Annotated in this window: 22 protein-coding genes; 6 read left to right on the top strand and 16 right to left on the bottom strand. The window is 63.8% G+C overall.

Features of this window, described 5'->3' with window-relative positions:
- Position 1: 1 nt before the first annotated feature.
- Positions 2–1,534, top strand: coding sequence for an FGGY-family carbohydrate kinase (locus M2497_RS20185; RefSeq protein ID WP_248482611.1), 1,533 nt, complete (start codon positions 2–4; stop codon positions 1,532–1,534).
- Entirely contained in the window at positions 1,535–2,260 is a 726-nt protein-coding gene (locus M2497_RS20180; protein WP_248482609.1) for an SDR family oxidoreductase, read from the top strand.
- Here the strand turns inward: M2497_RS20180 and M2497_RS20175 are convergent.
- The 14 genes from M2497_RS20175 to M2497_RS20110 all read right to left on the bottom strand — a co-directional run bounded on the left by M2497_RS20175 (position 2,257) and on the right by M2497_RS20110 (position 18,109).
- The gene (locus M2497_RS20175; RefSeq protein ID WP_071495890.1) at positions 2,257–3,261 is read right to left on the bottom strand and encodes a LacI family DNA-binding transcriptional regulator; all 1,005 of its coding nucleotides are present in this window, start codon (positions 3,259–3,261) and stop codon (positions 2,257–2,259) included. The genes M2497_RS20180 and M2497_RS20175 overlap by 4 nt on opposite strands.
- Positions 3,262–3,319: 58 nt before the next feature.
- Complete coding sequence (locus M2497_RS20170; RefSeq protein ID WP_248482607.1) at positions 3,320–4,183, bottom strand: LysR family transcriptional regulator; 864 nt, start codon at positions 4,181–4,183, stop codon at positions 3,320–3,322.
- A gap of 175 nt (positions 4,184–4,358) precedes the next feature.
- On the bottom strand, positions 4,359–5,765 hold the full coding sequence (locus tag M2497_RS20165) for an amidase (RefSeq protein WP_248482605.1): 1,407 nt from the start codon (positions 5,763–5,765) through the stop codon (positions 4,359–4,361).
- Entirely contained in the window at positions 5,762–7,030 is a 1,269-nt protein-coding gene (locus M2497_RS20160; RefSeq protein ID WP_248482603.1) for a Zn-dependent hydrolase, read from the bottom strand. Before M2497_RS20160 ends, M2497_RS20165 begins: the two co-directional genes overlap by 4 nt.
- A 13-nt stretch (positions 7,031–7,043) precedes the next feature.
- Positions 7,044–7,739: an ABC transporter ATP-binding protein gene (locus M2497_RS20155; RefSeq protein WP_028617000.1), complete on the bottom strand. Its 696-nt coding sequence runs from the start codon at positions 7,737–7,739 to the stop codon at positions 7,044–7,046.
- On the bottom strand, positions 7,739–8,488 hold the full coding sequence (locus M2497_RS20150) for an ABC transporter ATP-binding protein (protein ID WP_248482601.1): 750 nt from the start codon (positions 8,486–8,488) through the stop codon (positions 7,739–7,741). The genes M2497_RS20155 and M2497_RS20150 overlap by 1 nt, the downstream gene beginning before the upstream one ends.
- The gene (locus tag M2497_RS20145) at positions 8,485–9,495 is read right to left on the bottom strand and encodes a branched-chain amino acid ABC transporter permease (protein WP_248482599.1); all 1,011 of its coding nucleotides are present in this window, start codon (positions 9,493–9,495) and stop codon (positions 8,485–8,487) included. Before M2497_RS20145 ends, M2497_RS20150 begins: the two co-directional genes overlap by 4 nt.
- 1 nt (position 9,496) lies before the next feature.
- A complete protein-coding gene (locus M2497_RS20140; RefSeq protein WP_015884776.1) occupies positions 9,497–10,357 on the bottom strand; it encodes a branched-chain amino acid ABC transporter permease in 861 nt (286 codons plus the stop codon).
- A gap of 57 nt (positions 10,358–10,414) precedes the next feature.
- The gene (locus M2497_RS20135; protein ID WP_248482598.1) at positions 10,415–11,617 is read right to left on the bottom strand and encodes an ABC transporter substrate-binding protein; all 1,203 of its coding nucleotides are present in this window, start codon (positions 11,615–11,617) and stop codon (positions 10,415–10,417) included.
- A gap of 225 nt (positions 11,618–11,842) precedes the next feature.
- Positions 11,843–12,610 (bottom strand): FCD domain-containing protein, encoded by a 768-nt coding sequence (locus M2497_RS20130; RefSeq protein WP_248482596.1) that lies wholly within the window; start codon positions 12,608–12,610, stop codon positions 11,843–11,845.
- A gap of 107 nt (positions 12,611–12,717) precedes the next feature.
- Positions 12,718–13,467, bottom strand: coding sequence for an alpha/beta hydrolase (locus M2497_RS20125; protein WP_248482594.1), 750 nt, complete (start codon positions 13,465–13,467; stop codon positions 12,718–12,720).
- A 104-nt stretch (positions 13,468–13,571) separates the two neighbouring features.
- Positions 13,572–14,975, bottom strand: coding sequence for an efflux transporter outer membrane subunit (locus tag M2497_RS20120; protein ID WP_248482592.1), 1,404 nt, complete (start codon positions 14,973–14,975; stop codon positions 13,572–13,574).
- Positions 14,968–16,938, bottom strand: coding sequence for a MacB family efflux pump subunit (locus M2497_RS20115; protein WP_248482590.1), 1,971 nt, complete (start codon positions 16,936–16,938; stop codon positions 14,968–14,970). The genes M2497_RS20120 and M2497_RS20115 overlap by 8 nt, the downstream gene beginning before the upstream one ends.
- A 1-nt stretch (position 16,939) precedes the next feature.
- Positions 16,940–18,109, bottom strand: a complete 1,170-nt coding sequence (locus M2497_RS20110) for an efflux RND transporter periplasmic adaptor subunit (RefSeq protein WP_248482588.1) — start codon at positions 18,107–18,109, stop codon at positions 16,940–16,942.
- Between the two features lie 255 nt (positions 18,110–18,364).
- Here M2497_RS20110 and M2497_RS20105 point away from each other — a divergent pair, with 255 nt between their 5' ends.
- The 4 genes from M2497_RS20105 to M2497_RS20090 all read left to right on the top strand — a co-directional run bounded on the left by M2497_RS20105 (position 18,365) and on the right by M2497_RS20090 (position 22,422).
- Positions 18,365–18,847, top strand: coding sequence for a sigma-70 family RNA polymerase sigma factor (locus tag M2497_RS20105; RefSeq protein ID WP_282578367.1), 483 nt, complete (start codon positions 18,365–18,367; stop codon positions 18,845–18,847).
- A gap of 120 nt (positions 18,848–18,967) precedes the next feature.
- On the top strand, positions 18,968–20,305 hold the full coding sequence (locus tag M2497_RS20100) for a SidA/IucD/PvdA family monooxygenase (protein ID WP_248482584.1): 1,338 nt from the start codon (positions 18,968–18,970) through the stop codon (positions 20,303–20,305).
- Between the two features lie 66 nt (positions 20,306–20,371).
- Positions 20,372–21,592, top strand: coding sequence for a putative DNA modification/repair radical SAM protein (locus M2497_RS20095; RefSeq protein WP_058426732.1), 1,221 nt, complete (start codon positions 20,372–20,374; stop codon positions 21,590–21,592).
- Positions 21,589–22,422 carry a TIGR03915 family putative DNA repair protein gene (locus M2497_RS20090; protein ID WP_248482582.1) on the top strand — a complete coding sequence of 278 codons (834 nt, stop codon included), beginning with the start codon at positions 21,589–21,591 and terminating at the stop codon, positions 22,420–22,422. The genes M2497_RS20095 and M2497_RS20090 overlap by 4 nt, the downstream gene beginning before the upstream one ends.
- A gap of 137 nt (positions 22,423–22,559) precedes the next feature.
- Here M2497_RS20090 and M2497_RS20085 read toward each other — a convergent pair whose 3' ends face one another.
- Positions 22,560–23,057 (bottom strand): Lrp/AsnC family transcriptional regulator, encoded by a 498-nt coding sequence (locus M2497_RS20085; protein WP_016974875.1) that lies wholly within the window; start codon positions 23,055–23,057, stop codon positions 22,560–22,562.
- A 5-nt stretch (positions 23,058–23,062) separates the two neighbouring features.
- Positions 23,063–23,893, bottom strand: a complete 831-nt coding sequence (locus M2497_RS20080) for an ATP-binding cassette domain-containing protein (RefSeq protein ID WP_248482580.1) — start codon at positions 23,891–23,893, stop codon at positions 23,063–23,065.
- Position 23,894: the final 1 nt, after the last annotated feature.

Genomic DNA, 23,894 nt, shown 5'->3' with positions numbered 1-23,894 from the left:
CATGAATTACGTGATGGGGGTCGACATCGGAACCCAGAGCACCAAGGCGCTGCTGGTGGATGGTCACGGCACGATCATCGCCCAGCACAGCCAGGGGTATCGCGTGGATACCCCGAAAGTGCGCTGGGCCGAACAATGGCCGCAGGTCTGGCTGGACGCCGTCGAGGCCTGCGTGGCGCAGTGCATGGCCAAGGCCGCTGTGGCGAAAGACCAGGTCAAGGCGCTGTGCATCAGCAGCCTGTATGGCGGCTCGGGGATTGCGGTGGATGCGCAGCTCACACCGCTGCACCCGTGCCTGATCTGGATGGACCGCCGCGCCGGCGAGCAAGTGGCCTGGGTGCGCGAGCATGTGGACCTGGAGCGCCTGTTCGAGGTGACCGGCAACTCGGTGGACAGCTACTACGGTTTCACCAAGATGCTCTGGCTCAAGCAGCACCAGCCCGAGGTGTGGGCGAAAACCCGCTACCTGCTGCCACCGAACAGCTACATCAACTGGTGCTTCACCGGTGAGTTGGCGGTGGACCACAGCAGTGCCGGCAACATCGGTGGCGTCTACGACGTGAAGGCGCGTGGCTGGTCGGCCGAGATGCTCGATGCGCTGGGTATCCCGCAGGCCATGATGCCGCAGCGCTTGGTGCATTCCGGGGAGGTGGTCGGTGGTTTGCTTGAGGCCTGGGCGACACGCCTGGGCCTGCAGGCCGGCACGCCGATCCTGGCGGGTGGCGTCGATGCGGCCATGGCCACGCTGGCGGCGGGGGTGACACAACCGGGCAACCACGTGGCGATGATCGGCACCAGCATGTGCTGGGGTTACCTCAACCAGCAGGTGGATGCGCGCCATGGCCTGGTCAGCATGCCCCACGTCTACAACGGCCACCGTGACCTGTACATCTTCGGTGGTGCGATCACCGCCGGGGCTTCGGTGAGCTGGTTTCGCGAGCAGTTCTGCCAGGCCGAAGAGCAACAGGCCAAGGCCAGCGGCCAGGACAGCCTGGTGCTGCTGGAACAGCGGGCGATGCACATCCCGGCAGGCAGTGAGGGCCTGTTGTTCTTGCCCTACCTGATGGGCGAGCGCAGCCCGGTGTGGGATGACCGCGCCAGTGGCAGTTTTGTCGGCTTGAACCTGTACCACACCAGGATCCACCTGTACCGCGCCGTGCTGGAAGGCGTGAGTTTTGCCTTGCGGCATAACATCGAAGCGGGTACGCGCGGTGCGCACTCCCTGGACCCGCGCTTGATCGTGGTGGGCGGGGCGAGCCATTCGGACCTGTGGATGCAGATCATCGCCGACGTCACGCGGTACCCGGTGTACACCATCGTTCAGGAGGTTGAGGCGGCGTTGGGCGCGGCGTTGCTGGCGGCGCATACGGTGGGGTTGGTGAGTGATGCGGCGATGGACAAGGGCTGGGTGCAACTGGAGCTGCGCGCTGAGCCCAAGGCGCAAAACGTCGAGGCGTATGACCGTGCATTCGGCGAATACCTGAAGCTTTATCCGGCCCTGAAACCGATCATGCACAGCCTGCAGGAGAACTGAATGAACGCCGCCTTCGACTTCACCCACCACCGCATCCTCGTCACCGGCGCCAGCAGCGGCATTGGCCGTGAAATCGCCCTGCAACTGATCGCCAGCGGCGCCGACGTGTTTGCCCTCGGCCGCGACGCGCAGGCCCTGGCCCAACTCGGTTGCCACAGCCTCTGCCTGGACATCGCTGACAGCACGGCCCTCGACAAAGCCCTGCAAGACCTGCCGCCGCTGCACGGCCTGGTCAACTGCGCCGGCATCTCGCGCCTGGAACCTGCCGCTGCCATCAGCGCCGAGGCGTTTGACCAGGTGATGAACGTCAATGCCCGCGCCGCTGCGCAGGTCGCCAGCCGTGTGGCGGCGAAAATGATCGAAGCGCAGATCGCCGGCAGCATCGTCAACGTCTCCAGCCAGGCCTCGTTGGTGGCGCTGGACGATCACCTCGGCTACTGCGCCTCCAAGGCGGCGCTGGATGCGATCACCCGCGTGCAATGTGCCGAGTGGGGCCGCTTCGGCATTCGCGTCAACAGCGTCAACCCAACGGTCACGCTCACACCGATGGCGACCATGGCGTGGTCCGCACCGGCCAAGCGTGACCCGGCGCTGGCGGCGATTCCTTTGGGGCGTTTTGCGCAAACCGCGGAAGTGGCCCTGCCGGTGCTGTTCCTGCTGAGCCGCGCGGCGAGCATGATCAGCGGCGTCAGCCTGCCCATCGACGGCGGTTATACCAGTCGTTAGCCGTTTTCCAACTGGCCAGCGATGACCACCTTGTCCCGCGGCTTGCTCGGGTCTTCGAGGCGGTCGAGCAGCAGGCGTACCGCGCTGCTGCCGGCCAGGGACGCATCATGGGCCACGCAGGCGATGGGCACGCCGAAGATATCGGCGAAGGGCAGGCGGTCGATGCCACAGATGGTCAGGCTGTCGTGGGGGATGTTGTGCATGCGCAACGCGCGCAGCGCGCCGAGGGTGATCAACTGGTTGAACCCCATGATCGCGTCCGGCGCCGAGTGTTCGGCCAGGTAGTCGAGGGTATGCAGGTAGGAGGGCATCAGCGTGTAGTCGCCGGCCTGCACTTCGACCTGCACCTGCGGGTGTTCGGCCAGCACTTCGCGCAGGCCCTTGAGGCGCTCCACGGTGATGCGTGAATGTTCGGGGCCGGTCAGCACCAGCAGGCGCCTGAGGTCGGGCGTCTGGCGCAGCAGGTAGTGCGCGGCCTGGATGCCGCTGTGGTAGTTGTCGAGCACCACACGGCTGAACGGGCTGTCGTGGATCGTGCGGTCGAGCAGCACCACCGGGGTCTTGCCGTTGGCCAGGCGTTCGAGGTAGTCGGGCTGGTAGCCCGGCTCATCCGAGACCGGCGACAGGATGATCCCCGCCACGCGGTAGCCCAGCAGGGTGTCCACGGCCTTGCTTTCCAGTTCTTCCAGCTCATCGGTGTCCACCAGCATGATGGTGTAGCCGTGCTGCTTGGCCTCGCGGGAAATCGCCTTGATCATTTCACTGTAGAACGGGTTGTCCACCGACGCCGTGATCACGCCGATGATCAGGCTTTCACTGCGCTTGAGGCCGCGGGCGAAGGCGTTGGGCACGTAGTCCAGCTCCCGCGCCACTTCGAGGATGCGTGCCAGGGTGGCCGGCTTGACCAGGTCAGGTTTGCTCAGCGCCCGTGACACCGTGATGGTGGTCATGCCGACCTGTTTGGCGATGTCGCTGATGGTGACGGACTTTTTCTTGTTCATCGGTAAGGCTGCAAAAGGAAACACCCGCAGGCTAGCATGCGCGGCGGATATTGTTGCTTCAAATCAGCGGGTCCCAGCGTTGCGACCAGTCGCTTTCGGCCTTGACCACCTCGCGCAGCAACCCCAGCGCCTGTTGCAACACCGCCGAGTCTCGCGCCCGTGAATACACCAGGTAGGTGGGGAAGCTGAACTCCGGCGCCTTGGGCACGCGTTGCATCACGCCGCTGTCCAGGTAGCTCTGCACCACGCGGGTCCGGAAATAGCCGGCGCCGCCGTTCTCAAGGATGTACTGCAACGCCAGCGGCCCCAGGTTGAAACTCAGCGCGGCGCGGGCCTTGTCGGGCAGGGCGGCGTCGTGTTGTTGACGAAAACCGGGTCCCCAATCGATGTACACATAGGGCGCCGGGTTGCTCACCAGCTGCACCAGAATCAGTTTTTCCTCCAGCACCTGCTCCACCTGCAAGCCCGGCCAGTACTGCGGCTGGAACACCAGGGCGGCGTCCAGTACACCCAGCTCCAGTTGGCGCAGCAGGTATTCGCCTTCGCGGATTTCGGTGCGCAGGGCGTGGCCGGGAATGTTCTGGCGCAGGGCCTGGGCCCAGCCGAGCATCAGCGGGTTGCACAGGCTGACTTCGCCACCGATGTGCAGCACGTTGCGATAGCCATCGGGCAGCGGCAGGTCGCGTTTGGCGGCCTCCCAGGTCTGCAGCAACTGGTTGGCGTACACCACGAAGGCCTCGCCATCGGCGGTCAGCCGGGCGCCGGCGCGGTTGCGCACGAACAGTGTGCTGCCCAATTGGCTTTCCAGGCTCTTGACCCGTGCGGTGATGGCGGTCTGGGTGACGTGCAGTTTCTCGGCCGCTGCGGCGAGGCTGCCGCAGCGGGTGATTTCGAGGAAGGTGCGTGCCAGTTCGATGTCCATGAAGCCCCCGGGGATGAATGGGGGACAGTGTAAAGGAATGCGCCCGATACTGTGGAAGGAGGCTTGCTCCCAAGGTCTTTAGGTAGAACTGGCGAAAAGTACCCACAGTTGCAGTGTTCGTCCTCAGCCAGATAGGGCCAGGACCATCTGCGTGTACCCCCTCCCACATGGGGTCCTACGGTGTTCTGGTGATTGGGGCCTGCAGGTGCTTGGTCGGGAATGCCTTTGCATACACCTGGCACACCCGCAACACCTGCTCATCGGCAAACCGCGCGCCCACCACATGCAACCCCACCGGCAAGCCATTCGCCGCCAACCTACACGGCACCGACGCCGCCGGTTGCTGGGTCAGGTTGAAGGGGTAGGTGAAGGGGGTCCACTGTGTCCATGCCTGCAAGCCGGAGCCGGGCGGTACGTCGTGCCCGGCTTCGAATGCGGTGATCGGCATCATCGGCGACACCAGTACATCGTAATGCTCATGGAACGCGGCCATGCGCGCTACCAATGCGGCGCGGGCTTCAAGGGCGGCACTGAAGTCGTCCAGGCTCAGCTGTTCGCCCCGTTTTGCAATCCTTAACAGTCCGGGGTCCAGCAGCTGTTTTTGTGCCTCGCTCATGGCGCCGGTCAGGCGCGCTGCGCCGGCTGCCCATAAGGTGCTGAACACCTCCAGCGGGTCGCTGAACCCTGGGTCGATCTGCTCGACATGGGCGCCCAGTTGTTCCAGGCCTCGAACCGCTTCGGCAACTACCTTGGCCACCTGTGGGTCGACATCGACGTAACCGAAGGTCGGGCTGTAGGCCACGCGCAAGCCTTTCAAATCCGTACCCGGCGTCAGCCATGGTGTGGTGCGTGGAGCACCGATCAAGCCATCCCGTGCGTCCGGTTGGGCGATGGTCTGCAGCATCAGCACACTGTCTTCCACCGTGCGGGTCATCGGCCCCAGGTGCGACAGAATCGTCATGGAGCTGGCCGGCCATTGCGGCACATAACCGAAGGTCGGCTTGATGCCGAAGGTGCCGGTAAACGCACAGGGAATCCGGATCGAACCGCCCGCATCGCTGCCCTGGTGCAACACGCCGAGGTTCAACGCCGCCGCTGCGCCTGCGCCGCCGGACGAGCCGCCCGCCGTGGTGCGCGTGTCCCAGGGGTTGCGGGTGATGCCGTACAGCGGGTTGTCGGTCACGCCTTTCCAGCCGAATTCCGGGGTGGTGGTCTTGCCCAGCAGCACCGCGCCGGCCTTGCGCATAAAGGCTGTGAAGGGCGCGTCGACGTCCCACGGCCCTTCGGCGGATGAGGTGCGCGAGCCCTTGCGGGTCGGCATGCCGATCGTCAGCGTCAGGTCTTTGATCGACGCCGGCACACCGTCCAACGCACCGCAGGGTCGGCCGTCGAGCCAACGTTGTTCCGAGGCGCGCGCCGCACTCAGCGCGCCTTCCGGGTCGACGTGGCAATAGGCGTTCACCACCGGGTTGTAGCGTTCGATACGCAGCAAGGCGTCTTCGGTAACCTCCACCGGCGACAAGGTCTTGTCGCGAAAATGCTGCAGCAGTTGCACCGCCGTCAGTTGGCCGATCTCACTCATGCCGTTTCCCCCTGTGCCGCATTGACCATGGCGCGCAGCAATACCGCGCAGCCCGCCGCCAGGTCGTCCGGCGCGGCGTTTTCAATTTCGTTATGGCTGATGCCGCCTTCGCACGGCACAAAGATCATCCCGGCCGGGCCGAGTTCGGCGACGAAGATCGCGTCGTGCCCGGCACCACTGACGATGTCCATATGGCTCAAGCCCAGGGCCTCGGCACCGTCACGCACCGCGTTGACGCAGGTCGGGGCGAAGTCCAGCGGTGGGAAATCGGCGGTGGGCGTCAGTTCAAAGGTCAGGCCGTGTCGCTGGGCGGTGGCTTCGATCACGCCGCGCACTTCATCGACCATGGCTTGCAGCGTGTCCGCGTGCAGGTGGCGCAGGTCGATGGTCATGTGCACCTGGCCGGGAATCACGTTGCGCGAGCCTGGGTGCAGGCTCAGGCAACCCACCGTGCCGCAGGCGTGGGGCTGCTGTTGATGGGCGATGCGGTTGACCGCGCTGACCACCTCGGCGGCGCCGACCAGGGCGTCCTTGCGCAGGTGCATCGGCGTCGGGCCGGCGTGGGCTTCGACGCCGGTGAAGGTCAGGTCGAACCACTTCTGGCCCAGGCACCCCATGACCACGCCAATCGTGGTGGCCTGGTCCTCGAGCACCGGGCCCTGTTCGATATGCGCCTCGAAATACGCGCCCACCGGGTGGCCGAGCACGGCGCGGGAGCCGGCGTAACCGATGCGCTGCAATTCGGCGCCCACCGACAGGCCCTGGTCATCGACTTTGTCGAGTGTGTCCTGCAAGTCGAACTTACCGGCAAACACCCCGGAGCCCATCATGCACGGTGGAAAGCGCGAGCCTTCTTCGTTGGTCCACACCACCACTTCAAGCGGTGCTTGGGTTTCAATCTTTAAATCATTCAGGGTGCGGATCACTTCCAGCCCGGCCATCACCCCGTAGCACCCGTCGAACTTGCCGCCGGTGGGTTGGGTGTCGATATGGCTGCCGGTCATCACCGGAGGCAGGGCAGGGTTGCGCCCGGCACGGCGCGCAAAGATATTGCCGATGGCGTCAACGCTGACGCTGCACCCGGCCGCCTCGCACCATTGCACAAACAGGTCGCGGGCCTGGCGGTCGAGGTCGGTGAGGGCCAGGCGGCACACGCCGCCTTTTACCGTGGCGCCCAGTTGGGCCAAATCCATCAGCGATTGCCACAGGCGGTCGCGGTTGATCAGCGGGGCGTTGCTCTGGAGCGGTTGCGTAAAACTGTTCATTAGCAGTCTCCGGTCAGGCACTCAGGGCCAAATAACGGTTTTTGATCGTAGGGTCGGCACGGAAGGCTTCGGCGCTGCCTTCGTAGACCACGCGGCCTTGTTCGAGCACGTAATGGCGGTCGGCGAGCTTGTCGCAGACCATCAGGTTCTGTTCCACCAGCAGCACCGGCAGGCCGTCGTCCTTGACCTTGCGCAGGATCTTCACCAGTTCGTCGACGATCACCGGGGCCAAGCCCTCGGTGGGTTCATCGAGGATCAGCAGCTTGGGGTCGTTGAGCAGCGCGCGGGCGATGGCGAGCATCTGTTGCTCGCCGCCAGACAGCGCGTGGCCGGCGTTTTTGCGCCGCTCCTTGAGGCGCGGGAACATGGCGTAGACGTCTTCAAGCTGCCAGCGGCTGGTCTTGCGGGCGGCGATGCGCAGGTTTTCCTCGACGGTGAGCAAGCGGAAAATCCCGCGGTTCTCCGGCACCAATGCCAAACCCTGGCGGGCGATTTCGAAGATCTTCTGCCCGACCAGCGCCTGGCCGTTGAAGTGGATCTGGCCTTGGCGCGGGCAGATGATGCCGAGGATACTGCGCAGGGTGGTGGTCTTGCCGGCGCCATTGCGCCCCAGCAGTGTCACCAGTTCGCCGGGGTTGACGGTGAGCGACACGCCCTCCAGTACGTGGCTCTTGTCGTAGTACGAATGGATATTCTCGACGATCAGCATCAGGCAGCCTCCCCAAGGTACGCGGTGCGCACACGTTCATCGGCGCGCACGAATTCCGGCGTGCCCTCCACCAGGATCTGGCCGTGGCTCATCACCGTGATGCGTTGGCTGATGGACATGACAATGCTCATGTTGTGTTCGATCAACAGCACCGTGTGGTCGCGGCCAAGGTCGCTGATCAGTTGGGTCATGATCGGGATGTCATCGATGCCCATGCCCGAGGTGGGTTCGTCGAGCATCAATAGTTTGGGCTTGGAGCAGATCGACATGCCCACCTCCAGCACCCGTTGCTGGCCGTGGGACAACTCGCCGGCCAGGGTGTCGGCGCGGGCGGTGAGTTGCAGGCGCTCCAGCACCTGGTCGGCCATTTCCAGGTGTTCGCGCTGGCTGTCTACGCGGCGCCAGAAGTTGAGGGCGCGTGCGCCGTCACGGCCTTGGGCGGCCAGGCGCAGGTTCTCGCGCACGCTGAGGTTCTGGAACAGGCTGGTGAGCTGGAACGAGCGCGCCATGCCCAGGCCGACACGGCCGTGGGCGGGTTTGCGCATCAGGTTCCGGCCGTCGAAATGGATCGCCCCGGCGGTGGCCTGGCGCTCGCCGGTGAGGCAGTGGAACAGGCTGGTCTTGCCGGCGCCGTTGGGGCCGATGATGGTGTGGATGGTGCCGGCCTCGACCTTGAGGTTGACGCCATTCACCGCATGGAACGCACCATAGGCCAGTTCCAGGTCCTGGGTTTCCAGCAGGATGCTCATAGCCCTTCCTCCTTGGCGACAACCACGCTCTTGCGGCTGCCGCGCACCTTCTCGAACAGCGACGCCAGGCCGCCCCACAAGCCACCGCGCATGAAGATCACCACCAGGATCAGGATCACCCCCAGCAGCATCAGCCAGCGCGGCCACAGGTCGGAGAGAAAATCCCCGAGCAGCACGATGGAACCGGCGCCCAGCAGCGAGCCGAACAGCGAACCGGTGCCGCCGACGATGGTCATGATCAGGATGTTCTCGGACATCGCCAGGTCGATGTTCGACAGCGGCACAAAGTGCAGCAGCATGGCGTACAGCGCCCCGGCAATCCCGGTGACGGCGCCGGACAGCACAAACACCAGGATCTTGAAGTGCCGCGTGTCGTAGCCGATGGCCGAGGCACGGGTTTCGTTTTCGCGGATCGCCATCAGCGTGCTGCCGAACGGCGAGGCGATCACCCGGCGCGCACCGATGAAGATCAGCAGGAACAGTACCGCGACAAAACCGTAGAACGCGCGGGCGTCGGCCAGGGACAACAGCACGGTGTCGCCCAGGCGGATTTCCGGGCGCGGCACGCTGAGCAGGCCGTTGTCGCCGCCGGTCCAGTCGCTGAGGGTGTAGGCGACAAAATACGCCATCTGGCTGAAGGCCAGGGTCAGCATCACGAAGTAGATGCCGGTACGGCGGATCGCCAGGGCGCCCACCAGCAAGGCCAGCAAGCCACCGGCGATGGCGGCGCCGAGCAACGCAGTGAACAGGCCCAGTTGCAGGTGGATCATCAGCAGCGCCGCGCAATACGCGCCGGCGCCGAAGAAAATGCCTTGGCCAAACGACAGCAGCCCGGTGTAGCCCAGCAACAGGTTGCAGGCCAGGGCGGCCATGGCAAAGATCAGGATCTCGGTGGCCAGGGTTGCTGAGGGCAATATCAACGGCAGGCCGATCAGTACCGCCAGCACCCACAGCAACATGGCGCGCGATTGCGTCTTGGCAAACGGCAGGGGATTTTTCTCGCTCATGTCAGGCTCTCCCGAACAGGCCGTAAGGGCGCACCAGAATCACCACGGCCATCGCGCCGTAGATCATCAGGCTCGCACCCTGGGGCCAGAGTGTGGTCATCAGGCTTTGCACTACGCCCACCAGCAAACCGCCGACCAGCGCACCGCTGAACGAGCCCATGCCGCCGATCACCACCACCACGAAGGCCACGCCGAGAATCTCCGGGCCGACAAAGGGCTGCGCGCCGCGCAACGGTGCAAACAGCACACCGGCGACGCCGGCCAGGGCCACGCCGAGGGCGAAGGTCATGGAGAACAGGCGGAAAATATTGGTGCCCAGCAGCGACACGGTTTCGGTGCTTTCACTGCCGGCGCGCACCAGGGCGCCGAAGCGCGTGCGTTCCAGCAGCAGCCACAGGCCCAGGCCGACCAGCCCGGAAAACACAATGAGGAACAGGCGGTAGTAGGGGTAGACGAAATCACCCACCACCAGCACGCCGCGCAGCAGTTCCGGCACCGCGACGCTCTTGCCCACCGGGCCCCAGATCATCACGCTGGCCTCCTGGATGATCAGCGCGATGCCCAGGGTCACCAGGATCTGGAACATGTGCGGCAAGTGGTAGATGCGCTGGATCAACAGGCGCTCGATCACCCAGGCCAACGCAGCCACCACCAGTGGCGCGATCAGCAGCGCCAGCCAGAAGTTGCCGGTGAGGCTCACGGCGGTGTAGCAGATGTAGGCACCCAGCAGAAAGAACGCGCCGTGGGCGAAGTTGACGAAATTGAGCAGGCCGAAAATGATCGTCAGCCCGACCGCAATGAGGAAGTAGATCATCCCCAGCCCAAGGCCGTTGAGGATCTGGAACAGGTAAAGATTAAGCATGCAGGAACCCTCGGCAGGACGCCGCTTGCGCGGCCTTGCGCTACAAAATTCAGCGGATCAGCCGAGCGTGCAGCCCGTGGCGTCCACCGGCGGGAACGACTGGCCGGCGCTGAGCACTTTGGCCAGGTCATCCTTGTCGGCCATGTCGTTGCTGGCCTTGCCGATCAGCAGGTAGTAATCCTTGATCACCTGGTGGTCACCGGCGCGGATCGATTCCTTGCCGGTCGGCCCTTCGAAACTCAGGCCCTGCATGGCCTTGGCCACGGTCGGCCCGTCGAAGCTGCCGGTGGCAATGATGGTTTCGAGCATGACCTTGGTGCTGATGTAATCGGCGGCCAGCGGGTAGGTGGGGTTGATGCCGTACTTGGCCTGGGTGAGCTTGACCAGTTCACGGTTGAGCGGGGTGTCGACCTGGTGCCAGTACTGCGCGCCGAGGTACACGCCTTCCAGCACGTCGCTGCCCAATTCCTGGAACTGGTCGAGGCCGGCGGACCACACCAGTAGCACTTTCATGCGCTCCTTGATGCCGAAATTCACCGCCTGGCGCAGGGTGTTGGACGACTGGCTGCCGAAGTTGAGCAGCACCAGCACGTCGGGTTTGGTCGAGATCGCGTTGGTCAGGTAGCCGGAAAATTCCTGCTCCTGCAGCGAGTGGTAGCTGTTGCCGACATGCTCCAGGCCGTGTTCCTTGAGCACGTTTTTGGCGCCTTCAAGCAGGGCTTCGCCGAACACGTATTGCGGGGTGATGGTGTACCAGCGCTTGGCTTCGGGCAGCAGTTTGATCAACGGCACCAGGGTTTCGCGGATCGCGCCGTAGGTGGGCACCGACCAGCGGAACGTCGCCTTGTTGCAGTCCTTGCCGGTGACTTCATCGGCGCCCACCGGGGTCATGAACACGCCACCGACCTTGTCGACTTCCTTGGCCACCGCCAGTGCCGACGACGACAAGGTGCACCCCTGGAAGAACAGCGCGCCATCCTGCTGGATGGCTTCCTGGACCTTGCGCACCGCCTTGCCGGCGTTGCCTTCGGTGTCGATGACTTTGTAGTTCAACGGGCGACCGAGCACCTCGGGGTGCTGTTCCACCGCCAGGCGCGAACCCATGTCGGCAAACTTGCCATAGCTGGCAAACGCGCCAGACATGGACTTGAGGCCGTAAAAGGTAAAGGGCTCGGCGGCAAATGCCGAACGCACGCTCAGCGGGAGGCTGAGGGCGGCGGCTGCGGTGAGACTGGCTTTCAACAACGTACGACGCTGCATGGGGTGACTCCCTGGTTTAGTTATTGGCAGGAGTGGCAATGGCGATACGGTGGAGCAAGGGCCTGTGGGCAGGCCTGTTATTGGATGAAACGGTGTGTGGTTGAAATGCAGCCCAACTGTGGGAGGTGGCTTGCCTCCGATGGCGGTGTGTCAGTCGACATGAATATTGAGTGTGCTGGCGTCATCGGGGGCAAGCCCCCTCCCACATGGGGTCTGTGGTGTTCCTTAAGAGTGATCGAACTCCAGTAGAAAATGCGGGCTGACCTGGCCTTCAAGGGCGGTCATGTGGTGTTCGGCATCGCACATGTGTTCATGCATCAAGCTGCGTACCGCACGTTCATCCCCGGCACGAAAGGCGATCAGCAACTGCTTGTGATAATCCAGGTTGGCCGCGTCGAACTGCTTGCGCTTGGGCTTGTAGGCTTTTTTCAGCACCACCAGGTCGCGCAGCAGGTCGTTGAGAAACTGCGCCATGAAACTCAGCAGCGGGTTGGGGCAGGCCTTGGCCAGCAGGTTATGGAACTCCAGTTCCGCCAGGCGTTGCTCGCGCTGGCCGGCTTCGCTGTCTTCCGGGGCGCTGCAGAAATCCACGTTGTCTTGCAGGGCTTGATAATCGTCTTCGCTGAGGCGCCCCAGCACCGACACCGCCAGTTCCACTTCGATGACTTTGCGCAGTTGGTACACCTGCTCGCCGTCCAGGTGCTGGAAGTGCAGGTAGTTGCGCAGTGCACGGCTGGCCGGTTCGGTGCCGGCCTGGTTCAGGTAGGCGCCACCGCTGGGGCCGGTGCGGGTGCTCACCAGGCCTTCCACTTCCAGGGCCTTGAGTGCTTCGCGGGCAGAGCCCTTGGAGCACTGGAAGCTTTCCATCAGCTCACGCTCGGTGGGCAGGCGGTCGCCGGGCTTCAAGGCGTCGGTGACGATGGAGCGCTTGACCGACTCGACAATCACATCGGACAGCTTCTGGCGTTTGCGTCGTAGCGGGCGGCTTAGCATGGGTTCGATTTATCGTATTAATGCGGATAAATAGCACTTAATAACGATCGCCCCCCAGCGTCAACGCCGGGTGTCGTTTTTGAGGCCAACAGGTCGCAAACGGGGGGTTACTGCCTGTCGGCGGAATCCAGGCAGCGCGTGGAGCGTGGAGGTTGCTTGCCGTAGACCAGGAAGTCGCCCACCCAGCGGTTGATGCAACGGCTGGCGTCCTGTGTGGCCGAGTCGTTCAGGCGCAATTGTTCGACGAAGGGCGCCGCCATTTCGCTCGCGTGCGCGTTGACCAGCACCATGCGCGTGACCCGCTCGGGGAACAGCGTGGCGTAGCGGTTGCCCAGGCGTGCGCTGTCGGCATTGCCCAGGTAACGCAACTGAGCTTCACCGAGTTGGGTACGTACGAACTCCAGGTCCTGGGCGGCCATTTCGATGCCATTGTCGGTACTCAGGTCGCGGGTGCTGAGCTCGATGACGTCATAACGGTCCACCAGCCTGCGATAGGCCGGGTGGGAGTGGGCGTTCCACAGGCTGGCCAGGTGGATGACAAAGGTGCCGACCTGATTCTTTTTGGCCGCGTCGCCGGCCTGGGCAATGATCACGCCTTCACGGCTCAGCGGGTCGCGGGCACCGACGCGAGTCACGTACAGGCGCAGCCTGCCCTGGCGGGGCGCTGCGTAATTGCGCGGTACGCTCACGGTGCCGCATTGGGTACGTTCCAGTACCGCGGGGTCCAGGCGTTCAACGGTGGGCAGGGGACAGTCCAGCAACCAGTCGATGGCAGTGGGGGGGATCAACGGCTGGGCTGCGGCAAGGTTTGCCAGCAGCCAGAGACAGGCGCACGTCAGGTGTTTTGCAGCAGTCATCGAGAGGTCCCGGGCAACCGTGTGATAGCGGTTTTTTTACCAAGGACCTTGGGTCGAAGAATGTAGGCTGAAAGAACGTCTTGTGTATGAAACTGGAGTTTTGTTTATCGGATCTCTGTCTGCCAGCCACCACCCAGCGCTTTGTACAGGGCGATACTGGCCTGTAGGCGTGACAAGCGCAGTTGCACATTCTGGTCCTGGGCCGCGTACAGCGTGCGCTGGGTTTCCAGCACGGTGAGCAGGTCTTCGGCGCCGGCCTGGTAGCGGCTTTCGGCGATCTGGAACGCCGTCTGCGCCTGTTGCAGTTCTTCACGCTGCCATTGGCGCTGCTGGTCGAGGCGGGTGATGCTGCTGAGGGCTTTTTCCACATCGGCAAAGCCGTTGATGATCGCGCCGCGATAGGTTTGCAGCAGTTCATCCTGACGGGCGCGGGCCTTGTCGCGTTCAGCGCTTAAACGGCCGTTGTTGAAGATCGGGCCGACCAGGCCGGCGGTCAGCGTGTAGTAGGGGCTGCGCAGAATGTCTGCGGCCTTGTAAGCGTCGGAGCCAAGCGTCGCACCAAGGGTGACGGCTGGTAGCATGGCCGCGCGCGCCACGGTGACGTCGGCTTGCGCCGCCGCCAGTTGCGCCTCGGCCTTGGCGATGTCGGGTCTACGGCTGAGCAACTGGCTGGGCATGCCGGCGCCGATGGTCGGCCAGGTGAGGGCCTGGAACGGTTCGCTGCCCAGCTCCAGGGCCTGCACGGGCTGGCCGAGGAGGGCGGCCAGGGTGATGCGCGATTCTTCGGCCAGTTGCTGGATAAGCGGCAGTTGACGTTGCTGGCTGGCGACCAGGCTTTTTTGCTGGGCCAGTTCCAGGGCAGTGGCGGAGCCGGCGTCATAGCGGGTCTGCACCAGGTCGAGTACGTTGCGCGCGTTCGCCAGGTTGAGTTCGGCGATCTGCTGGCGCTGGTGGGCAGCCAGGGTTTGCGCGTAACGGTCGGCCACGCTGCTGAGCAAGGTCAGCTCCACCGTGGCCTGGTCAAACTCGCTGGCGCGCAGGCTATGCAGCGCACTGTCACGGGCGGCGGCACGGCCACCCCAGAAGTCCACTTCGTAGCTGGCGGTGAGGTTGGCGCCAAAGTTGTCGACGGCATCATTGGTGCGTGACGCATCCAGATCGGGCCCGCCCGGTCCGCGCAGCAACTTTTGACGGCTGGTGGCGAGGTTGAACTTCACCTCCGGCAACAGCGGTGCGCCGGCGATCACTGCACTGGCCTGGGCCTGACGCACGCGCGCGGTGGCGGCAGCTACGTCGTAGCTGTCGCGGCGAGCCTGATCGACCAGGCGGTCGAGTTGCGGGCTGCCGAACTGTGTCCACCATTGCCGGTTGGTGGCCTGCGCCGCCGCACGCTCGGTATATTGCCAGGCGGCCGGCGGTGCGATGCCGCTGTCCAGGGCTGGCGGGTTGCCGGTGCAGGCGCTGAGCAATACGCAGAGGCCGGGCAGGTAAAGGGATCGTTTATTCACTGGTCAACGCCTTAACCGGATCGAGCCGGGCAGCTTTACGGGCCGGCATGAAGCCGAATACGACGCCGGTGACGAGGGCGCAACCGAATGCACCGAACACCGCCACCAGGGAAAACTGCACCGCCACCTTGGCCAGCACCAGCACACCGCCGACCAACAGTGCGAGGGCGATGCCGCACAGGCCGCCAACCACCGAAAGCATCACCGCTTCGGTGAGGAACTGGCGCAGGATGTCGCGCTGGCGTGCGCCTGTGGCCATGCGGATACCGATTTCACGGGTACGTTCGCGCACCGTCATCAACATGATGTTCATCACGCCGATGCCGCCCACCAACAGGGAAATCGCGGCAATCGAACCGAGCATCAGCGACAGGGTGTTCTGCGTGCGCGCCTCGGCCTGGATCATCGCGGCGTTGTTGGTCAGCTCATAGTCGCGCTTGCCGTTGTGCAGCTTTTGCATCAACTGGTCGATGGCCACTTCGGCCTCGCGGACCTTGCGCGCATCCGCCGCCGCGATCACCACATACTCGGGGTCGTAGCTGCCGAACAGACGCACGCTGGCGGCGGTGTAAGGGATGGCAACCCGGTCGTCACTGTCCTTGTTGCCGGAGCTGGCGCCTTTTTCCGCCAGCACGCCAATCACCTGGAACGGCACATTTTCAATCAGGATGTACTGGCCGATGGGGTCGACCTCACCCTTGAACAGCTTCTCGCGCACGCGATGTCCAATCACCGCCACGGTGGCAGCCGCACGTTCGTCGGCAGCAGTGAAGTAATTGCCCTCGACCACCGGCCAATTGAAAATCTCCGGGAAGTTGGTGTCATTGCCGCCCACGTAGGCCATGTAGTCGACATTGCCAAAACGCACCCCGGCTTCGTTGCCATTGACCGGCATGATGCGCTGCACCTGCGGCAGGGACGCCAGTGCATGCACGTCATCGAGGGTCACGATGCCCAGCGGCGTGCGCGGATTCGGCGACGAACCGCTGAGGTAGATGATGTTGGAGCCGAACGCGCCCATCTGCGCCATGACCTGGCGCTTGCTGCCTTCGCCCACTGCCAGCATCACCACCACCGACGCCACGCCGATGATGATGCCCAGCAGGGTCAGCGCGGTGCGGAAGCGGTTGATCCACATCACACGCCAGGCGGCCTGTACCGCGTCCATCAGTTCGGCTTTCCAGGCGCCGTTGTGCTCGGCGCCGTCGGCCAGGCGCTGGCGCAGGTCCACGGCTTGCAGGGCGCCGCTGGTGGCCACGGGTTTCGCGTCGCTGTCATTGGCCGAGTCGCTGATGATCAGGCCATCGCGAATCTCGATGATGCGGTTGGCCCGCGCCGCCACTTCGCGGTCGTGGGTGATCAGGATCACCACGTGGCCCTGGCTGGCGAGTTCGTCGAGCAGGGTCATGACCTCGGCGCCGCTATGACTGTCGAGGGCGCCGGTGGGTTCGTCGGCGAGGATGATATGGCCGCCGTTCATCAACGCACGGGCGATGGACACCCGTTGCTGCTGGCCGCCGGAAAGCTGGTGCGGACGGTTGCCGGTGCGCTCGGCCAGGCCCAAGCGGGTGAGCAGGGCGTTGGCGCGGGCATGGCGCTCGGCGGCGCTGATGCCGGCGTAGATCGCCGGCATCTCGACGTTTTCCTGGGCCGAACCCGAGGGGATCAGGTGGTAGCCCTGGAACACAAAGCCAAAGGCTTCACGGCGCAGCCAGGCGAGTTCGTCGCTGTCCAGGTGCGCGACGTTTTCCCCGGCGAACAGGTAGTCGCCGGTGCTGGGGCGGTCGAGGCAACCGAGGATGTTCATCAACGTGGACTTGCCGGAGCCGGAAGCGCCGACGATGGCGACGAATTCCCCGGCATGGATCGCCAGGTCGATGCCGCGCAATACGTCGACCTGCGGGCTGTCGCCGCCGCCGTAGGACTTGCGGATGTCCTTGAGTTCGATCAGGGGCGTGTTCACCTCAACCCCCGTTGCCGTCGGCCGGGCCGACCAGCAGGTGATCACCTTCGTTCAGGCCGTCGAGCACTTGCACGCGCAGGCGGTCGCTGATGCCGACCTGCACCTGGCGCTGTTCGATGCGGCCATTCTTGGCCACCACCCGGGCGATCTGCTGGTTGGCGTTCGTCGTGCCCTGCAGCGCAGCGACCGGTGCCGTCAGCGTGTCCTTGGCCTGGCTGGCGACGAAAAATACCTGGGTGGTCATTTCGGCCATCAACGCGTTGTCGCCGTTGTCCACATCCAGCAACACGGTGTACAGCACCACGCGGCCGCTGCCGCTTTTATTCGTGCTGTTGGGGCTGCCGCTGCCTTGAGTCTGATTCAGAGGCTTGGGCGGGATCGGCAGGATCTGCCGCACGGTGCTGGTCCAGCGCCGGTTACCGCCGCTCAGGGTGGTGAAGTAGGCGGTCATGCCCGGTTTGACGTGGCCGATATCGGCTTCCGAGACTTCCGCCCACACGGTCATCGGCGACAATTTGGCGATCCGCAGGATCAACGGCGTCTGCTGCTGGGCGTTGAGGGTCTGGCCGACGCGGGCGTCCACCGCGACCACGGTGCCGGTCATCGGCGCATAAATCCGCGTGTAGCCGAGCTCGGCTTCATCACTGCGCAGGCTGGCCTGGGCTTGCAGGATCTGCGCCTGGAACATGTCGACCCGCGCCTGGGTGGCGCTCAGTTCCGCCTTGGCGGTTTGCACGTCTTCCTCGCGGGTGGCGTTGCCGGCGACCAGGCGCTGCTGGCGCTGGTATTTCTGGCGCGCCAGTTCGTGCTGGGCCTTTTGCTCCTGCAACTGGGCCTTGAGGTTCTCGATGGCGTAGCGGCTGGCGTCGAGCTTGGCCTTCTGCGTGGACGGGTCGATCTCCACCAGCAACTGGCCTTCCTGCACCTGGTCGCCGGCCTCGACGTGGATCTTGCGGATCTGGCCGGATGCCTGGGCGCCCACGTCCACATAACGGCGCGGTTGCAGGGTGCCCAGGGCGGTCACACTGTTTTCGATATTGCCGCGGGTGACGGTGACGGTGGTGAGGGTGTCACGCCCCGGCGGCAGCACCTGCCAGGCCGCGACGGCGATGATGGGGATCAGGCACGCGATAACGAGCAAGGCGCGTCGGGCAGGTCGAGGGCGTTTCATGCGTGGGTTTCCAGCCAGGAAAGTTCGGACCGCAGTTGCGGGGAGCTGACAAGTAAACGAGAGAATTGCGCGGGGATTTAGGCGGTTACATAAGCAGTTACAGCTCCCTTGAAGAAAAAAATCGTCCGTTGATGCAAGTCTGCTTTAAAAGTAGATGAGAATTACTATAAATTGCACGCACTCAAACTGCCATTACCTTAACGCTGTCTTTTTTGCACCCGGGGACCTAATGCCGCTACCCCGCGGCCGGGAGTCATGTTGGAAAACTACTATCGCGAGCTGGTGTGTTTCCTCAACGCCAAGCTGGGCAACCGTCAGGTCGCCGAGGATGTGGTGCATGACGCGTATGTCCGGGTGCTGGAACGTTCCAGCGACACCCCCATCGAGCAACCCCGTGCCTTTTTGTACCGTACTGCGCTCAACCTGGTGATTGACGGCCATCGGCGCAACGCCTTGCGCCAGGTCGAACCGCTGGACGTACTCGATGCCGAAGAACGCTTTGCCAGCAGTTCGCCGCACACCACCCACGCCCACGGCCAGCGCCTGGAGCTGCTTGAACGCGCCCTGGCCGAACTGCCGCCGGCCTGCCGCGACAGCTTCCTGCTGCGTAAGCTCGACGGCCTGACCCACTTGCAGATTGCCGAACGCCTGTGCATTTCCCGCGCCCTGGTGGAAAAACACATCGTCAACGCCATGAAGCACTGCCGGGTACGGATGCGCGAGTGGGAAGCACACTGATCAATGATCGGTTAAATTTTATTTCACTGTCCTCGTTTCCTATCAACACACGGCCTGTTGTTCAGGCCTTGAAAGGTATTCCCGCCCCACCGCCAAGGGGCTTATCCAGAGGACACTGGAATGACACAGGCAATTGCTTCGCCCGCGGTTCACGACCTGATCGGTATCGGTTTCGGCCCTTCGAACCTGGCGCTGGCCATCGCCCTGCAGGAGCGCGAAAAGGCCCAGGGCAAACTGGACGTGCTGTTCTTGGACAAACAGGCCGACTACCGCTGGCACGGCAATACCCTGGTAACCCAGAGCGAGCTGCAGATCTCGTTCCTCAAGGACCTGGTGACCCTGCGCAACCCCACCAGCCCGTACTCCTTCGTCAACTACCTGAAAGCCCACGACCGCCTGGTGGACTTTATCAACCTGGGCACCTTCTACCCGTGCCGCATGGAGTACAACGACTACCTGCGCTGGGTCGCCGGGCAGTTCCAGGCCCAGGCGCGCTACGGCGAGGAGGTGCTGGCCATCGAGCCGATCCTGCATCAGCAGCAGGTCGAAGCGCTGCGCGTGATCTCCCGCGATGCCCTGGGCGAGCAGCATGTGCGCACCACCCGTTCGGTGGTGGTCAGCGCCGGTGGCACGCCACGTATTCCCGAGGCGTTCAAGGCGCTTAAAGGCGACAGCCGGGTGTTCCACCATTCGCAATACCTGGAGCGCATGGCCACCCAGCCGTGTGTCGACGGCAAGGCCATGCGCATCGCCATCATCGGCGGCGGCCAGAGTGCGGCCGAAGCCTTTATCGACCTGAACGACAGCTTCCCGTCGGTGCAGGTCGACATGATCCTGCGCGGCTCGGCGCTCAAGCCCGCCGATGACAGCCCGTTCGTCAACGAAGTGTTCTCGCCGGCCTTCACCGACCTGGTGTTCCAGCAGGAGGGCGCCGAGCGTGAGCGCCTGGTGGCCGAGTACCAGAACACCAACTATTCGGTGGTGGACCTCGACCTGATCGAGCGCATCTACGGCATTTTCTACCGCCAGAAAGTCTCCGGCATCGCCCGCCAGGCGTTCCGCACCATGACCGTGGTCGAGAAGGCCACCCCCGGCCCGCTGGGTATCGAACTGGCGCTGCGCAACAACGCCAACGGCGACACCAGCGTCAACCATTACGACGCGGTGATCCTGGCCACCGGCTACGAGCGCCAGACACACCGCGCCTTGCTGGCGCCGTTGGAAGACTACCTGGGCGACTTCGAAGTGGCACGCGACTACCGCATCGTCACCGACGAGCGCTGCAACGCCGGCATCTACATCCAGGGTTTCAGCCAGGCCAGCCATGGCTTGAGCGACACCTTGCTGTCGGTGCTGCCGATTCGCGCCGATGAGATTGCAGCGTCGTTGTATGCCCTGGACCGTGGGCGCGGCAAGGGGCGCTCGGTGCAGGACCTGTTGCTCGCCACGGCAAGCTGACAGGCTGCACTTGTGACCCGGAGGGTTGGCTGATACTGTACAAAAAACCAGTATCGGTAGCCCTCCATGCAGTTGATCGAAAAACTCAGCATTCTCGCCGACGCCGCCAAGTACGATGCATCGTGCGCCAGCAGTGGCGCGCCCAAGCGCAGCTCCGAGGGCAAGGCGGGGCTGGGTTCCACCGATGGCATGGGCATCTGCCACAGCTACACGCCCGACGGGCGTTGCGTGTCGTTGCTCAAGGTGCTGCTCACCAACTTCTGTCTCTACGACTGCCAGTACTGCGTCAACCGCCGCTCCAGCGACGTGCCCCGTGCGCGTTTCAGCCCGGAGGAGGTGGTCACTCTGACCCTGGATTTCTACCGGCGCAATTGCGTCAGCGGGCTGTTTCTCAGCTCCGGCATCATCCGTTCGTCCGACTACACCATGGAGCAGTTGGTGCGCGTGGCCAAGCTGCTGCGCGAAGAGCACGACTTTCGCGGCTATATCCACCTCAAGACCATTCCCGACGCGGACCCGGCGCTGATCGCCGAGGCCGGGCGCTATGCCGACCGGCTGAGCGTGAACATCGAACTGCCCACCGAGGCCAGCTTGCAGACCCTGGCGCCGGAAAAAAAGATCGTCTCGATCAAGCAGGCCATGCAGACCATCTACACCGGCGAGCAGACCGTGCGCAACGAACCGCGTGCACCGCGTTTTGCGCCGGCCGGGCAGAGCACGCAACTGATCGTCGGCGCCGACGACACAGATGACAGCACCATCCTCCACGGTGCCGAGGCGTTGTACGGCAACTTCAAGCTGCGTCGCGTGTATTACTCGGCGTTCAGCCCCATTCCCAACAGCCCGAAAAGCGTGCCGCTGGCCGCGCCGCCGCTGATGCGCGAGCACCGCTTGTACCAGGCCGACTTCCTGTTGCGCAGCTATGGGTTCAATGCCAATGAACTGTTCAAAGGCCCTGGCCACCTGGCCCTGGACATCGACCCCAAGCTGGCCTGGGCCCTGGACAATCGCGACGTGTTCCCCCTGGACCTGAACCGCGCCGAACCGACCTTGATTGCACGCATTCCAGGCATTGGCCTGCGCACCACCCAGCGCCTGGTGGACCTGCGCCGCGAACGCAAGATCCGCTTCGAAGACCTGGCGCGCATGCGCTGCGTACTGGCCAAGGCCAAGCCGTTTTTCATCACCAGCGACTACCACCCGCAACAGGCCGACAGCACCAGCGTATTGCTGCGCGAACAACTGCGTGATCGCCCGCAACCGCAGCAGATGGGGTTGTGGGGGTGATCAGCCTGGAATGCGACAACCTGTTCGCCACCTGGCGCGATCAGGCGCGCTGGCTGCTCAGCCATCAGGTCGACCCCAGCCAGGTGAGCTGGGGCGAGGCGGAGGTGGCGGACCTGTTTGCCACCGATGAGCCGATCCCTGAGGGCCTGGGGCCGTTCCAGGCGCGGATCCCCAAAGCGTTGTTGGAACTGCTGGAGTCGGCTGCCTGCTATCACGGCGACCAGCGTTGGAGCTTGTTGTACGAAGTGTTATGGCGCGTCAGCCATGGCGACCGCACCGCGATGCTGGCCGGGGACAAGCTGGGCAGTGAGTTGCAGCGGCGGATCAAGCAGGTCAGCCGCGAGGCGCACCACCTGCATGCGTTTGTGCGGTTTATCGCGCTGCCGGCGGGAGCGGGGCCGGAACTGCCGGAATACGTGGCCTGGCACGAGCCAGCCCATCACATCCTGAAATCAGCCAGCCAGCACTTTATCGGGCGCATGGGCCGCCATCGCTGGATGATCGCCACGCCGCTGGATGGGGTCTACTACGACGGCGAGCAGTTGATCCACCAGCGTGAATGCCCCGAGGCGTGGCGGCAGTTGGCGCAGAATGTCGAGGACCCCCACAATGCGATGTGGCTGACCTATTACAGCCACATCTTCAACCCGGCGCGGTTGAACCCCAAGGTGATGGAAGGGCACTTGCCCAGCCGGTTCTGGAAGAACCTGCCGGAGGGCAAGTTGATACCGGGGTTGATCAGCGAGGCGCGGACGGGGAAGCAGAAGGATGGGCAGGCCAGGCTGATCGGCACCAAGCCTGGCAAAAAAATCTTAAGCGGGCAGGGTTGAATATGTGGGAGGGGGCTTGCCCCCGATAGCAGTGTGTCAGTCTATACATTTTTAACTGACACTCCCTCATCGGGGGCAAGTCGAATCGTCGCACCGCCCCTCCCACATTAGATTTGCGGTGTTTTGGAGCGATAAGTTCAGGCCAGCTCGGTGGCGGTGTTCTTGACCACCGCCAACTCCGGATGCGCCACCAACTTATCGATGTGCAGCTCGTCATTGTTCAACCAGGTTTCTGTCAGCACTCGATAGTGCTCCATGTCCCGGCAACGCATGCGCAGGCTGTAGTCGAACGGCCCGCTGATCAGCTGGCATTCGAACACCTGCGGGCAGGCTTTCACACAGGCTTCGAAGGCCTTTTGCGCCGAGCGCCCGCTTTGGTTGGACAAGGCCACCAGGACCAGCAATGACAAGCCTGGCGAGACCATCTGCACATCGATGATCGCCCCATACCCACGGATCACCCCACGCCGCTCCAGCTTGCGCACCCGTTCCAGGCAAGGCCTGGGCGTGAGGTGCACCAGCGACGAGAGTTTTTCGTAGGTGATGCGCCCCTGATGGCGCAGCACTTCGATGATGGCCTCATCGATGCGGTCCAGCGCAGGGGAGGAATGGGGTCCGTTGGCCTTGGTATCCATGGGGTTCACTTCAAACGGTTGGAAAGAAATTGTTGCAGGCGCTCACTGCCGGGGTGGTCGAGGATCCTGGCATCGCCTTGTTCCTCAACCTTGCCCTGATGCAAGAACAGCACTTGGCTGGACACCTGGCGGGCAAAGCCCATTTCGTGGGTGACCATCAGCATGGTACGACCTTCCTCGGCCAACGTCTGTATGACTTTGAGGACTTCTCCTACAAGTTCTGGGTCGAGTGCGGAAGTCGGTTCATCGAACAGGATGATCTCCGGTTCCATCGCCAAGGCTCGGGCGATGGCCACGCGCTGCTGCTGGCCGCCGGACAGGAACGCCGGGTACTGATCCGCCACGCGGCCCGGCAGGCCGACCTTGTCCAGGTACAGGCGCGCGCGTTTTTCCGCCTCGGCGGCGCTCACGTTCAGCACCCGTCGCGGGGCCATGGTGATGTTTTCCAGCACGGTCATGTGGCTCCACAGGTTGAAGTGCTGGAACACCATGGCCAGGCGTGTGCGCAGGTTCTGCAACTGGGCCTGGTGCGGCGCGCGGGTGCCGGCGCGGCCTGGCTGCATTTCGAGGCTGATGCCATCCAGGGTGATCACCCCGGCGTCTGGCTGTTCGAGGAAGTTGATGCAGCGCAGCATCGTGCTTTTGCCGGAGCCGCTGGCGCCAATGAGGCTGATCACATCGCCATTGCGCGCATTCAGCGATACGCCCTTGAGCACTTCGTGTTCGCCGTAGCGTTTGTGGATGCCTTCGACTTGCAGCTTGATGGCAGCGGTGGCGGGTTTGGCTACGGGTTCGTCAACGGGATAAGTGGCCAGGGCCTGCGCGGACTGATTCATG

Source organism: Pseudomonas sp. CYM-20-01 (genome assembly GCF_023169845.1).
In the GTDB taxonomy this organism is placed as follows: Bacteria; Pseudomonadota; Gammaproteobacteria; order Pseudomonadales; family Pseudomonadaceae; genus Aquipseudomonas; species Aquipseudomonas azotoformans.
The sequence above is the reverse complement of the archived record's forward strand: the minus strand, read 5'-3'. Positions and strand labels throughout refer to the sequence as shown.

What these genes read in the sequence shown, in the direction of transcription:
- M2497_RS20125 (WP_248482594.1), bottom strand. Translation starts at nt 13,467, where the DNA reads ATGACTGCTGCAAAACACCTGACGTGCGCCTGTCTCTGGCTGCTGGCA.
- M2497_RS20180 (WP_248482609.1), top strand. Translation starts at nt 1,535, where the DNA reads ATGAACGCCGCCTTCGACTTCACCCACCACCGCATCCTCGTCACCGGC.
- M2497_RS20095 (WP_058426732.1), top strand. Translation starts at nt 20,372, where the DNA reads ATGCAGTTGATCGAAAAACTCAGCATTCTCGCCGACGCCGCCAAGTAC.
- M2497_RS20160 (WP_248482603.1), bottom strand. Translation starts at nt 7,030, where the DNA reads ATGAACAGTTTTACGCAACCGCTCCAGAGCAACGCCCCGCTGATCAAC.
- M2497_RS20135 (WP_248482598.1), bottom strand. Translation starts at nt 11,617, where the DNA reads ATGCAGCGTCGTACGTTGTTGAAAGCCAGTCTCACCGCAGCCGCCGCC.
- M2497_RS20080 (WP_248482580.1), bottom strand. Translation starts at nt 23,893, where the DNA reads ATGAATCAGTCCGCGCAGGCCCTGGCCACTTATCCCGTTGACGAACCC.
- M2497_RS20085 (WP_016974875.1), bottom strand. Translation starts at nt 23,057, where the DNA reads ATGGATACCAAGGCCAACGGACCCCATTCCTCCCCTGCGCTGGACCGC.
- M2497_RS20140 (WP_015884776.1), bottom strand. Translation starts at nt 10,357, where the DNA reads ATGCTTAATCTTTACCTGTTCCAGATCCTCAACGGCCTTGGGCTGGGG.
- M2497_RS20105 (WP_282578367.1), top strand. Translation starts at nt 18,365, where the DNA reads ATGTTGGAAAACTACTATCGCGAGCTGGTGTGTTTCCTCAACGCCAAG.
- M2497_RS20185 (WP_248482611.1), top strand. Translation starts at nt 2, where the DNA reads ATGAATTACGTGATGGGGGTCGACATCGGAACCCAGAGCACCAAGGCG.
- M2497_RS20165 (WP_248482605.1), bottom strand. Translation starts at nt 5,765, where the DNA reads ATGAGTGAGATCGGCCAACTGACGGCGGTGCAACTGCTGCAGCATTTT.
- M2497_RS20175 (WP_071495890.1), bottom strand. Translation starts at nt 3,261, where the DNA reads ATGAACAAGAAAAAGTCCGTCACCATCAGCGACATCGCCAAACAGGTC.
- M2497_RS20170 (WP_248482607.1), bottom strand. Translation starts at nt 4,183, where the DNA reads ATGGACATCGAACTGGCACGCACCTTCCTCGAAATCACCCGCTGCGGC.
- M2497_RS20110 (WP_248482588.1), bottom strand. Translation starts at nt 18,109, where the DNA reads ATGAAACGCCCTCGACCTGCCCGACGCGCCTTGCTCGTTATCGCGTGC.
- M2497_RS20155 (WP_028617000.1), bottom strand. Translation starts at nt 7,739, where the DNA reads ATGCTGATCGTCGAGAATATCCATTCGTACTACGACAAGAGCCACGTA.
- M2497_RS20130 (WP_248482596.1), bottom strand. Translation starts at nt 12,610, where the DNA reads ATGCTAAGCCGCCCGCTACGACGCAAACGCCAGAAGCTGTCCGATGTG.
- M2497_RS20145 (WP_248482599.1), bottom strand. Translation starts at nt 9,495, where the DNA reads ATGAGCGAGAAAAATCCCCTGCCGTTTGCCAAGACGCAATCGCGCGCC.
- M2497_RS20100 (WP_248482584.1), top strand. Translation starts at nt 18,968, where the DNA reads ATGACACAGGCAATTGCTTCGCCCGCGGTTCACGACCTGATCGGTATC.
- M2497_RS20150 (WP_248482601.1), bottom strand. Translation starts at nt 8,488, where the DNA reads ATGAGCATCCTGCTGGAAACCCAGGACCTGGAACTGGCCTATGGTGCG.